Annotated in this window: 10 protein-coding genes and 2 pseudogenes; 4 read left to right on the top strand and 8 right to left on the bottom strand. The window is 60.5% G+C overall.

Annotated elements, in window-relative coordinates:
- Positions 1–81 precede the first annotated feature (81 nt).
- Positions 82–462, bottom strand: a complete 381-nt coding sequence (locus ABIB49_RS17585) for a cupin domain-containing protein (RefSeq protein ID WP_197515771.1) — start codon at positions 460–462, stop codon at positions 82–84.
- Between the two features lie 411 nt (positions 463–873).
- Between ABIB49_RS17585 and ABIB49_RS17580 the strand changes: the two genes are divergently transcribed.
- On the top strand, positions 874–1,293 hold the full coding sequence (locus ABIB49_RS17580; protein ID WP_354157499.1) for a cupin domain-containing protein: 420 nt from the start codon (positions 874–876) through the stop codon (positions 1,291–1,293).
- A gap of 214 nt (positions 1,294–1,507) precedes the next feature.
- Here the strand turns inward: ABIB49_RS17580 and ABIB49_RS19320 are convergent.
- Both ABIB49_RS19320 and ABIB49_RS17570 read right to left on the bottom strand, forming a co-directional pair.
- Positions 1,508–2,079 (bottom strand): annotated as a pseudogene (locus ABIB49_RS19320) (thiazole synthase); the annotation flags it as partial.
- A 175-nt stretch (positions 2,080–2,254) separates the two neighbouring features.
- Positions 2,255–4,075, bottom strand: a complete 1,821-nt coding sequence (locus ABIB49_RS17570; RefSeq protein WP_354157497.1) for a glycoside hydrolase family 15 protein — start codon at positions 4,073–4,075, stop codon at positions 2,255–2,257.
- Between the two features lie 676 nt (positions 4,076–4,751).
- Here ABIB49_RS17570 and ABIB49_RS17565 point away from each other — a divergent pair.
- From ABIB49_RS17565 to gnd, 3 genes are all read left to right on the top strand, one after another.
- On the top strand, positions 4,752–5,114 hold the full coding sequence (locus tag ABIB49_RS17565; protein WP_354157496.1) for a cupin domain-containing protein: 363 nt from the start codon (positions 4,752–4,754) through the stop codon (positions 5,112–5,114).
- 399 nt (positions 5,115–5,513) lie between these two features.
- On the top strand, positions 5,514–6,671 hold the full coding sequence (locus ABIB49_RS17560) for an HAD-IIA family hydrolase (protein ID WP_354157495.1): 1,158 nt from the start codon (positions 5,514–5,516) through the stop codon (positions 6,669–6,671).
- Between the two features lie 176 nt (positions 6,672–6,847).
- Entirely contained in the window at positions 6,848–8,284 is a 1,437-nt protein-coding gene (gene gnd / locus ABIB49_RS17555; RefSeq protein ID WP_354157494.1) for an NADP-dependent phosphogluconate dehydrogenase, read from the top strand.
- Between the two features lie 929 nt (positions 8,285–9,213).
- Here the strand turns inward: gnd and ABIB49_RS17550 are convergent.
- From ABIB49_RS17550 to ABIB49_RS17530, 5 genes and pseudogenes are all read right to left on the bottom strand, one after another.
- The gene (locus ABIB49_RS17550) at positions 9,214–9,357 is read right to left on the bottom strand and encodes a hypothetical protein (RefSeq protein WP_354157493.1); all 144 of its coding nucleotides are present in this window, start codon (positions 9,355–9,357) and stop codon (positions 9,214–9,216) included.
- Positions 9,358–9,546: 189 nt separating this feature from the next.
- Positions 9,547–9,891, bottom strand: coding sequence for a hypothetical protein (locus tag ABIB49_RS17545; protein ID WP_354157492.1), 345 nt, complete (start codon positions 9,889–9,891; stop codon positions 9,547–9,549).
- A 275-nt stretch (positions 9,892–10,166) separates the two neighbouring features.
- A pseudogene (locus ABIB49_RS17540) lies at positions 10,167–10,679 on the bottom strand (transposase); the annotation flags it as partial.
- Between the two features lie 82 nt (positions 10,680–10,761).
- Positions 10,762–11,751, bottom strand: coding sequence for a tyrosine-type recombinase/integrase (locus ABIB49_RS17535; RefSeq protein ID WP_354157491.1), 990 nt, complete (start codon positions 11,749–11,751; stop codon positions 10,762–10,764).
- The gene (locus ABIB49_RS17530; RefSeq protein WP_354157490.1) at positions 11,748–12,242 is read right to left on the bottom strand and encodes a tyrosine-type recombinase/integrase; all 495 of its coding nucleotides are present in this window, start codon (positions 12,240–12,242) and stop codon (positions 11,748–11,750) included. Before ABIB49_RS17530 ends, ABIB49_RS17535 begins: the two co-directional genes overlap by 4 nt.
- Positions 12,243–12,270 lie beyond the last annotated feature (28 nt).

Raw genomic sequence — 12,270 nt, 5'->3', positions numbered from 1 at the left:
ATCAGTACCGCTCGTTGGACGCCCGGTTCCATGCCGACGCCTGGGGGCGACGACATGGACACGGAACGCATGGTCGGGTCCTTACGGGGCGAAGGATCGGTGGCCGGTGAAGAACCCCAGAGCGTACTCAGGGGTCTCAAACTTGACCGTTGTGCCCTTGGGGAAGAACAGCACGTCGCGCTCTTTTGCGTGTGTGACTTCGCCCGTCGACTGGTCGGTAAGGATGAATTCACCCTGCACGACGACCTTCATCTCGTCGTAGGTGTACGTGTACACCAAGGGCTCGGAAGCCTTCAGTTCGAAGAATCCGGCGCTCATGACGGACCCCTCCGGATTGTGGAGGGAGTCGCCGATCGCAGCGACCGTTCCAGGTTCGTTCATGGACGGCAGCCCGATATAGCCGCCTTCCACCTTGTGGATGGATCCAGCTTTACTGAGTGTTCCTACGAGGGTGGTTTCCATGATTTCTCCTTTGAATGGGAAAGACCTGGTGGTCTGGATGCAGGCAGAACTGCCTTGAAGATCAAGTTAGTAGCCCTGTAGAGGCTCGGGATCATCACAAAGTCGATATTCTCTAGTTTCCTAAAGGCCTTTCAGGCGCAGGCACGAGCCTTGGTACTGTGACGCTTCTCACGTTTGCTCGTACAAAAAAGATGACATGAACAAGCGTGCAAGTCAATCGTTCAAGAAGACTTTTCCTCAAGCCGGCCAAGAGGGATGTTGGACCTTACCCATTTTTTCGGACGATTGACTTGAACGTATGTCCCTGTCAAAGTGGACAGCGGCGGGACCCAGATCGCGATGACGCGCTCTCCCCGGATTCACAGGAGCATTCCACATAGCAGATGACGCGCTGAAGAAAGGGGTCAAAAAATGGCCACTCCCACTCCCACCACCTCTCAGCCCCCGGCACCCAAGACAGGGGAAAAAATCGACTTTTGGCCAATGAAGTCCATGACGCCGATGAAGGATGAATGGCCACGATTGAACTGCAGGTTCATCAACGCCGATCCAGTAGGCAGCTGGGATGATTTCATACTCTCCGAGTGGGAACTGAGCTCCTGTGGCTGGGAAGACTTCCACCCCCACACCGAGACGAACTTCGTCCTGGAAGGCGAGCTCTACGTTGCCAGCGAAGGCAAGACTGTCATCTTGAGGCCGGGCGATTCGGCACGCGTAAACCCCGGACAGCTCGGCCGGTACTGGGCACCGGTCTACGCACGCATGGTCACCATCTACGGACCCAACCCCGAGGGCCTGGAGTCACACTCCTTCCGATACTTCGAAATCTAATACGCGCTACTGCTACACCCGCCTGCCGGCCGTCGGTGACCCACCCGTTGAGAAAACGGCCCTCCCTGTGCTCTGGTCGGCAAGCGTTATAACGAAGGGTTTTGCTCTGAGGTGGTGCCGTGCGGCCATTGGTTCGAACATGGGTGCACTCAGCCTTCTCCGGATGTTGTGCCGAGCACTGGTTCCGTCCATCCTCTGGGAACTCGCCCGGCCTCATCGCGGACGACGCCTGTGCATGCTTGCGGAGCGGGATCCGCCGGCGGCTTTCGCCAGCTTCCGCTGATGGCTGCATGCTTTGAAGGCTTCGCCCATGAACACGAGGTTCTGCGCGCTGGTCACGGCCGTGACCAGCAGCACGGCGTCACTGCCCAATTCTATTGAGAAGGCAGCGTCAGAGGCGTTACGCGGTAGTCGTTGGTATATGAGACTTCTAAACCACGGTTGATGAGCTGCTCAGTGGCACTGAGGAGTTTTACGGCATGGGGCAGGAGCGTGTCCTCTACTGCTGCAATGACTTAGAGGTTGGCCCATGCCGTTTCGAGCGCCTCGCAGGCCAGCTCCGCCATCACGACGGCATTTTCTTGCGGTGAAGCAGCCGGCAGTATTCGGCAGGACCTGACGTTATTGGCCACGAGCAGCAGCTATAAAAGGGAACCTGTTTCGGCGGGCGAGTAGCGGCGCATGTCAACCGTGGTCAGTCAGCTCCGCGCCGGGGGCCATGAGCGCGAGTCCGACAAGACCGGGCGCTCCACCTGCGCCGGAGATGGGTCGGGAGCTTAATTCCATGCCGATGACCAGGCAGTCGGTGTCTATTCAGCGCAGTTGTTCGGTCCTCATCCTCATCCACCCTGGATTGCCATCACGAGCTCGATGTCATCGCCCTCAGAAATCGAGGTGGTCGCCTGAGAAGGCAACCACGCCGCTGGCCACTTCAAATCGAGGCACCTCCGATGCCATTCCACTAAACTACAGCGTCGACGGCGAGACTGAGCCGGTCAACCCCATGCATAGCGTCCGCCGCCCTGACCAGGGTTAAGTGTGAGAATGCTTGGGGAAAGTTCCCGGCCATCCGCTTTTCGTTCGTTGCGTACTCTTCGCTAAGCAGACCGAGCTCGTTGGCAAGCCCTACGAGTTTATCCATAAGGATCTTAGCCTCGGCTTGTCTCCCTGTGCGCGCATATTGCTCCACGAGCCAGAAAGAGCAGGCGAGGAAGGGATGTTCACCCGGTTCCAGGCCGTCGACGCCGCTCTCTGTTCGATAGCGCAGCAGAAGGCCGTCGTCGGTAAGGAGTTCTTCTTCCAGCCGTGTGACTGTGCTCAGCATGTGCTTGTCGTTGTAGGGGAGAAAACCGACCTGTGGCATGACCAGTAGCGCCGCGTCTGTTTGCCTTCCGCCATATGTCTGCGTAAAGGAGTCAGTCCTTTGGTCGAATCCCTCGCGCATTATCTCTTCACGCAACCGCTCTCGGAGGTGCTCCCACTTCTCAACATTTCCTGGTAAACCGTGAATCCGTACCGCCCGGATCCCGCTGTTGAAGGCGGCCCACATCATTACTCGGGAGTGGGTGAAGTACTGCGCGTCGCCGCGCATCTCCCAGAGGCCGAAGTCCTTGTCGTCGAAGTGATTTTCGACGAACCCCAAAAGTGCCCGCTGAAGGGCCCAAGAGAAGTGGTCTTCTTTACCTCCGGCCATACGCAGTCTTTCCAATGCCACCATCACTTCGCCGACAACATCAGCCTGGAACTGCGATACTGCCGCATTTCCAACGCGCACAGGCTTAGAGTTCCCATAGCCGGGGAGGTGAGGGAGCTCCCGTTCAGGGAGATCGCGTTCTCCCCCAACGCCGTACATGATCTGCATCTGCTCGGGATCGCCGGCGAGTGCCCGAAGGAGCCAGTTGCGCCATTGAAGCGCCTCTGTTTCATAGCCGTGGGTCAGCATCGATTCCAGTGTCAGGGCCGCATCCCGCAACCAGCAGTATCGGTAGTCCCAGTTCCGTGATCCACCGAAATCCTCGGGGAGGGACGTCGTGGGCGCTGCAACAATCCCCCCCGTTTCACAATGCGTAAGTGCCCGGAGTACCAACAACGAACGTTTAACCGCACCCCCATAGACGCCATCTTGCCGGCAGTGGCTTCCCCAGCGGCTCCAATACTCAGTGGCTTCTTCAAGAGCGACATCAACGTTAGTCGCTGCTGGCAGGAGGCGGTGAGAGGGGAACCACTTTAACTCGAAATCAACCTGCTCGCCCTTCGAAATGAGGAACTTTCCCTCGTGCCCGTGCTGATGTGCTTGTGGGAGATGAGGTCCTCTCAGTGCGAGAGCATCCGGACCGGCCATGGCCAACAGGACCGGTGCCTCCGTCTGCGCATTGTCGCGTACACGACTCGTCCAAGGTAAGACCGTTGAATATCCTGGCCGGATCCGGAGTTCCTGGCGCATTTCAACGCTGCCTTCCAGCCCGGTAACACGGCGGACAAGGGACGAACCGTTATCCCCCAGCGGCATGAAATCGGTAACTAGGGCGTTTCCGCCACCAGTCTTCCAGATGGTCTGGAGGACGAATGTTGAGTCTATGTAATGTCGATCGACGACGACAGCGTCTGGCTCGCTGGGCGCCAAAAGCCAGCGGCCGTGGTCATCGGTGCCTAAGATGCTGCTAAACACGGAGGGCGAGTCGAAGCGCGGGAAACAGAGCCAGTCCACGCTGCCATCCCGGGATATGAGAGGCCCGGTTTGAAGATCCGCTAGCAATGCGTAGTCCTCTATGGGTGCAGCCATGCTCCACTCAATCACACCTTGTTCATCCAAGTTAGGCCCGTGGCTGTCCGACCTGATCGGCACCGAACCGCCAGACCATCAGATTCCTCATTTGGTATCTGGTTGAACCACCCCCGCACGCCACCCCGCGTTCGCTGTTCATCGTGGGAGCCCCTCTGCGGGGAAAGGCTGACCTGCCCCAGCCGTCGTACGTCGATTTACGAGGCTACCTATCCAAAGGGGTGGTTTAAACCATTCCAAATTAGCGTTTCCCCTGCCTGCAAATGACAGGAGGATAGATGCCAAGCCCACCTCCGGCGGGAGAGGAGAAGTAGTTCCCTTTCCAGCAATTCATGACCTAGCGAGAAAGACAGAACGACATGACACGAGAAGAAGCCTATGCAGGGTGCCCCTCGGATTCGTACGTGGAATTTTATGGCGGGCAATGGCTGGTAGTCCCATTTGCGCCCGTACAGCAGCCTGCCTTTTTCACGTGTCTGCCGGGCGAGGGCCGGGTCAGCGGCCGTTGATCGCTGAATCGACCAAACTCGACCTCGAAACGATGGGATAAGACCAGAGGGACGGGCGGGCGCAGTATTCCCTTGACCATTGACTACCGCTGCTCAATCGAGCGGCGGTCATTTCTACCACCCCGCCGGATGCTATACGGCGAGTAGCAGCAGAAAGGCAAATCCAGATGAGCATAACCTTCCAACCCAGCGAGCTTTTCGAAGGGGAGCTAGACGAGTCCCTACTCGGCCCGCCCCTCGCCGATGTACTAAGCGACGACATCCCGACGCGAATCACTATTCCCTTTACAAGCGATGACTCTCGCATTCTCTCTGGAGTCTGGGAAGCTGAACCAGGCCTTTCTCGGTGGGAGTTTTTGGAGCGCGGTGAGGTGATCCACGTCCTTGAAGGCCGAATGGTCATCACTGAGGATGGCGGTAAACCGGTCACTGTGGAGGCCGGAACTGCAGCCGTCTTTCCCATCGGGTGGCGAGGGACTTGGGAAATCCAAGAACGGATTAGAAAGTTCTTTGTAATTTTTGTGCCCTGACACAGAACCCTGCCGCTCCGGGCCCGGGGGCGCACCCCGGGCCCGACAGAGGATCATGAGCGGGCTTTGCTAAGAACAACGAACAACACGACATCAGCCTGCAAAACCCGCCGTACGGGTAAAAGACTTCGTAACAACTCTGACCAACCAGATCACAGGGGGGATACTCGCCTCCGATAGGCAGGCGCCGAGGGCCAGCGACCAACACCTAGCCCTCAATTGGTGCAGTCCTGTTCCACTCCGCGACCTGCTTAACGTCAGCGGTGGAGAAGGAACTAACTCCGGGACCGCCACCCGGGCTCTAACTTCACAGTAGTAAGGGCGCTGCTCGGTCGAGTAGCTGCCGACACCGCCAGCCGGAGACGGTGTCGGCGAGTAGCAGCAGAAGGGTAAATTCAAATGAGTATGACCTCCCAACCGAGTGAGCTCTCCGAAGGGAGGCTGGACTTATCCCTCGGTGACGGCGAGAACGCTGCGCTGAACCGGAGTGTCGCAAGAGATACTGTCCCGAGCTTCAGCTCGTCAGACGGCCCAGATGCCACCCCAGAAACCGGTGAAAGTGAGCCGCTCAAGTCAGCACTGGCCCAACGTTATGGTGCTGTGCTCTCCGATCTCGACGGCGTGGTCTACGCAGGTGCGTCGGCAATCCCCGGAGCCACCGAAGCGCTAGAAAAGCTCGAAGACATTGGCGTCGCACTGGCCTACGTAACCAACAACGCGTCCCGGTCCTCAGCCGAGGTAGCTGCCCACCTCCGGGCACTGGGAGCGCCGGCAACAGCTGAGCAGGTTTTTGGTTCCGCACTCGCAGGTGCGGAACTGCTGGCCGAGCAGGTGCCTCCAGGAGCCACGGTACTCATCACCGGCAGCGCTGTTCTTGCCCGGCATGTCGCGGAACAGGGCTTGGTCCCCGTGACCACTGCCGACCCCATTCCGGATGCGGTGATACAGGGTTTCGAGCCCACGCTCGGCTGGAAAGACCTGGCAGAAGCCGCGTTTGCGGTGGCGGGGGGCGCCGTCTGGGTAGCCACGAACACGGACATGTCCTTTCCTCAGGCTCGCGGAATCGCACCCGGGAACGGCACTCTCGTTGCCGCAGTGAGTGCCGCCACCGGCAAAGCCCCAATAGTTGCAGGCAAGCCCGAGGCGCAACTATTCATGACGGCGGCGAATCACCTTGGCGTCCACGCGGCGCTGGTGGTCGGTGACCGACTTGACACAGATATCCTCGGCGGGAACCGCGCCGGTATGGCCACTGCACTGGTGCTCACCGGGGTAGACACGGCGGAGAACGCCCTGGCCGCCGTGACCGACGAGCGTCCCATGTATCTGTTCTCAGACCTGGGCCAGCTGCATCAGCCGTACCCCGACATTACCGAGAAGGATGGTGTGTACACCTCCGGCGGATCGCGCGCGAACGTTGAAGATGGCGTCGTCATAATGGGCGGTCCACGCGAGGATGTGGACACGTGGCGGGCAGGCTGTGCCGCTTGGTGGGCGGCATCACCCCGTCAACACACAGCAAGTCTGCCGCCGCTACGTTTTCTTGACGAGGAATAGGCCAGTGAAAAGTGAAGCCTTAGGGAGGCCCTCGGCCTCGGCCAGGGTCAAATAACGCCTCTGGGGTAATTTCACCCTGGCGGCAACGATTTATCAGTCTTAAGTCTTTGGCGAAGGCGCCCTGGATTGAAGGGCTACATTCCTCCATTGCGGGACCAACTAATTTGGGAGTTTTAATGTCAGCACACATCGGTGTCACCGGCCTTGCGGTGATGGGGGCCAACCTCGCCCGCAACCTGGCCCGGAACGGCTTCACCGTTGCCCTGCACAACCGGTCCGTCGAGAAGACCGACGCCCTGCTGGAGAAACACGGCACGGACGGCGACTTCATCCGCACGGAGACCCTGCAGGAGCTCGTCGACTCGCTGGAGAAGCCGCGCCGCGTGCTGATCATGGTCAAGGCCGGCAAGCCGGTCGACTCCGTGATCGAACAGCTCGAACCGCTGCTGGAAGCCGGCGACATCATCATCGATGCCGGCAACTCCCACTATGAGGACACCCGCCGCCGCGAAGCCGCGCTTGCCAAGAAGGACCTGCACTTCGTTGGCATCGGTGTCTCCGGCGGTGAAGAGGGGGCCCTCAACGGCCCCTCGATCATGCCTGGTGGTTCCAAGGAGTCCTATGACGCCCTCGGCCCGCTGCTGGAAAAGATCGCCGCGCACGTCGACGGCAAGCCGTGCTGCGCCTGGATCGGCACCGACGGCGCCGGCCACTTCGTCAAGATGGTCCACAACGGCATCGAATACGCCGACATGCAGGTGATCGGCGAGGCCTTTGACCTGCTGCGCTCCGGCGCCGGCATCGAACCGGCCGAGCAGGCCAAGATCTTCGCAGAGTGGAACAAGGGCGACCTCGCCTCCTTCCTGATCGAGATCTCCGCCGAGGTCCTTGGCCACGTGGACGCTAAGACCGGCAAGCCGTTCGTCGACGTCGTCGTGGACGCCGCGGGCCAGAAGGGCACCGGCCGCTGGACCGTCATCTCCGCCCTCGAGCTGGGCTCCCCGGTCTCGGGCATCGCCGAATCGGTCTTCGCCCGGGCACTGTCCTCACAGACGGAACAGCGGAAGCTGGCCCAGGAGCTGCTGGCCGGCGGCGAAGCCGACGTCGAGGTCCCCGAGAGCTTTGTCGAGGATGTCCGCCAGGCGCTGTACGCCTCCAAGCTGGTCTCCTACGCCCAGGGGCTGGACATGCTCACCTCCGCTGCCGCGGAATACGGCTGGGACCTGAAGCTGGACGAGATCGCCTCGCTCTGGCGCGGCGGGTGCATTATCCGTGCCGAACTGCTCAAGGAGATCACCAAGGCCTACGCCGCGGCGGAGAAGCCGGCGAACCTGCTGTTCGCCCCGGCCTTCACCAAGGCGATCGCCGACGTCCTCCCGGCCTGGCGCCGGGTCGTCGCCACCGCGGTCCAGCTCGGCATCCCGGTTCCGGTGTTCTCCTCCTCGCTGGCCTACTACGACGGCCTCCGGCGCAAACGCCTCCCGGCTGCCGTGATCCAGGGCCAGCGTGACCTGTTCGGCGCACACACTTACGGCCGTGTCGACTCCGATGGTACGTTCCACACCCTCTGGGGCGAGGACAAGTCCGAAATCGAGGCCGTGGACACCCACTAGGCCTTCAAGACAGGATTCGCGATGCTAATGGCGTTCGCAAGTTGACAAAGGAATTCTGCGCCGAGGCGGGTCTTCCGGGTTCACCACCTGCCCGGCGGCAGTTGTATCTACGTCCTTTCGAGAGAAGAGCGGAAATGCGCACTGGTGCCGCAGCTTCTAACTTTGCGCAACAGCTTGTTGCGCCACATTCTGAAGTGGCCCAGCAGGTCGCCAAAGACCCCTACAACTTCGAATTCCTCGGCTGTCCGGTGAAGCCGCCGAACGCGACCTGTGGGATACCCAGCCAAGCTTAGCGAAGTCCAGCGCGCGTTCCCGGACGATGGCGCTCACCCGCACCACAGGTGGAGCCCACAGAAGCCAATATTCATTCCCAGTACCTGAATCTCACATGGTTCGTGAGCGGGATAGATGAGTGCCGAAACGCCGCCGGTGCAGCACTCCGCTATAGGACAAAGAGCAGCGAGGATTCCAGGGTGGACCTCAGTCACGGAGGACTAGCACGATGAGAATTGTCATCACCAAGCTGGACCGTCGGGAATGGGAGATAGATGAATTCAGCTGACAGTCTGACGAAATGTAAGAACTCAATGGCAGCTTCCTTGCTTGTATGGCCTGTGAGGGTCCCGCATACTTCAAGAAAGCTTCACCCAAGCGAAGAGCTACCTTCGCCGCCCGCCACAAACCAAGCTGCGCTACAAAGCGGGTTGCCTGGAGCGCATTTACATACCTCATCATCTGAACATCCGTCACCCAGTAACGCTCCAGACCTGCTGGGCTGGTGATTCGCGTGGAGCCCGTCGACCGCGAGCCTAGAAATTGGCGTCAGTTTAAGTAACCTTCAGTGAAGTGGTGTCCGCTATCGGCCTGCCGGAATGACTCACAGACTCCGGCAGTGACAGACTTCGGTCTTCATGCTGCAAGGGCCAGCTCTAGGGCTGCTTAACGAACTCGACAGGGTCGAAAACGAGGTCACCGGAGTGCCACTTGATGGCCTGGGCCACGCCGTCAGCGATCCGATGGAGGGATGCGGCGATGCTTGAGGGAAGAACGGACAAAGTGTTTTTCTGTCGCATGACGAATGGTGTGGATCTCAGACCAGGTTGTCCATGCGACGGAGAGCGGAATCGAGGCAAGCAAGTCCTCGTAGTCTTCAGCGGTCATTCCGGCGCGGGCGCACAGGGCCTCCAGACCTAAGGCAACACCGGCGTCGACTTCGTGGCGGCCACTCTTGGCGAGCCTGATGGGCGGGGGAGTCGTTAGGATCAGCAGGAGCAGGGGGCGCGGCCGCCGCTGTGCGCCTGCAGGCACAGCAGCTCCCGAGGATGTTGTTCGACGTTGAACGAGGCGCCTTTCTTGAAGCCTTTTGCCTCAACCAACAGTTGGACCGATGGGCCGGTCACCCAGACGTCCGGCTGTACGTCTATGTCAAGGGCAGGCAATAGGAGACTGCCGGGCAGCACGTCCAGGTCGGAGTCTTCAACCTCATTGGCTGCGGCAAGTCGGGTTTGCTCCGTGCCGTGGGCGCACCGCAGGATTTCCCCGAGGAACAGGTTCCGCGGGAGGTTGGTTAGACCCTGAAAAACCTCTGCCGTCAGGGGGCTTTCCATGCCCCGACCGCCGTCTCGGTACCGGTTCACGTTCCGGCCCTCCCACGACACCTCCTGCAGTAGCCGGCTGATGACTGAGGGTTTGTGATTGGGCTCCATTCCCACACAGTACTGCGCACCACTAGGCGCGATTGGTTGTGAGGTCGTTGGCAAATACTTCGGTCTCAAGTCATCGTTGGACCGGCCTCGGTATGAAAGCCCGGACCAACCTCGTCCCTAGCGGGTCAAGTCCATTTGCGTGGTGTAGCGGGGTTGTTGCGTGATTCTTGGGGTGGTTAGGCGCTGAGCGCCAGTTCGGGGTTGGTGTCCTCCTGTTCGGTGCTGGCCGCGGGCGTGGTCCCGACGGTTTGTGATTGTTGGATGAGCTCGAGGCTGAGGTAGCGGCGGGCTTCGATCCATTCATCGTGTTGTTCGGCCAGCACGGCGCCGACGAGCCGGATCAGGGCGGTGCGGTCGGGGAAGATCCCGACGACGTCGGTGCGGCGCCGGATTTCCCGGTTGAGGCGTTCCTGCGGGTTGTTGGACCAGATCTGACGCCAGAGGCCTTTCGGAAAGGGCGTGAACGCGAGGATGTCCTCGCGGGCGGCTTCGAGGTGGTCCGCGACGCGGGGCAGCTTTTCAGCCAGGGCATCCAGGACCCGGTCGAACTGGGCGTGGACGCCGGCGGCGTCGGGCTGGTCGTAGACCGAGTGGAGCACGGTTTTCACCCACGGCCAGGACGCTTTCGGGGTAGCCGCCATGAGGTTCGCCGCGTAGTGGGTGTTATGCCGACGTCGGCATAACACCCATTATGCCGATGTCCGGATTATGCCGATGTCGCCGGTGGTGCCCTTATTCCGTGCGGGTTGCGTGGAATTGATGTCGGCATAATCAGAGCGTGCCGAGCCAGGCGAGGATGTCGTCGGGGGGACGATATCTGCCCCGGGCGCTTTTCAGCGGCCGAGTGCGGTCGATGGCATCTTCCTTCACTTTCAGGTCCGCGACGATGTAGATCTGGGTGGTGTCGACCTGCTCGTGGCCGAGCCATAACGCGATGACGCTGGTGTCGACTCCTGCATGGAGAAGTCGCATCGCGGTCGTGTGCCGCAGGACATGGGCAGAGACGTGTTTGTCAGCCAGGCTCGGACAACTCTCAGTTGCGGTGCGGGTATGGATGGTGATGCGGTGTTCGATAGCGTCGCGACTGAGGGGCTGGCCGACTCGGGTGGGAAACAACACGGTGATGCCAGTGGGCCTCTGTTCCCTTTCCCAGTCGCGCAGGGTGATAACCGTTTTCGCGGTGAGCGGGGTGATGCGTTCTTTGCGTCCTTTGCCTCGGCAGGACAGGTGCGCTCCGACGCCCAGATGGACATCGCTAATGGTGAGGCCGATGAGTTCCGAGACTCGTAGTCCGGTCTGTAAGGCAACAACGAGGAACGTGTAGTCGCGGCGCCCGGTCCAGGTGCTGCGATCCGGTGCTGCCAACAGTGCTTCGCATTCACGGTCCTCGAGGTAGTCGACGAGGTGACGGTCGATGCGTTGGGGCGGGATCGCCAACACTCGCGCGATGCTGGCAGCATGTTCGGGATGGTGCAGGGCCGCGTAGCGGAAGAGGCTATGGATCGCGCTGAGTCGGGTGTTGCGGGTCCGGGTGCAATTACCGCGGACTTTCTGCAGGTGGTCGAGGAATGCGGTGATTTCTGGGGCATCGAGCTGGTCCCACCGCAGTGACGATGCCGGGACTTTATGGGTGGCGGCAGTGAAGACAAGAAGCAGCCTCAGGGTGTCGCGGTAAGCGGCGATGGTGTGGCTGCTGGCATCCTTTTGCCGTGTCAGGCGATCCGTGAAGAACGACTGCAACGTGGCGTTAATGGCAGTCATGACCGCTCCTCGTAGGCGGCCAGGCGGTCTGCGGCTGCGGCCATGAGTTCGGGTGCGGCGGAGAGATACCAATACGTTGCCGCGGGATCGGTGTGCCCCAAATAGGTCGAGATCAGAGCCAGCTGTGCCTGACCGTCACCGCCAGCCGTGTAGGCATCGAGCATCGAAGCGACTGCGAACGAGTGCCGCAGGTCGTGGATCCGTGGTCGGCATTTGCCTGACCGTGCCGATAGTCCCGCCTCAACCACCATCCGTTGGAAGGCGTGGTGAACATTGCAATACAACAGCCGGGTGCCGGCCAGTGAGAGGAACAATGCCGGGCAATCACTTGCCGGCTGCCATCGGGCGCGGTCGGCGCGATACTTTTCAAGCGCAGCGATGGCGGTGGGATGCAGCAGCACCTCCCGGGTCTTGCCGAATTTAGGGTTACGTCCCGTGGAGTGGTGTAGATCTCCGCAGTTGCGCGTTGCTCCGGCGACGTAGTGAGCCATCGTGCGATGGTCAGTGAGTACCGATCAA

It is taken from the genome of Arthrobacter sp. UYCu512 (genome assembly GCF_040547075.1).
GTDB lineage: Bacteria > Actinomycetota > Actinomycetes > Actinomycetales > Micrococcaceae > Arthrobacter.
Note: the sequence above shows the minus strand (reverse complement) of the source record. Positions and strands in the feature narration are given on the sequence as shown.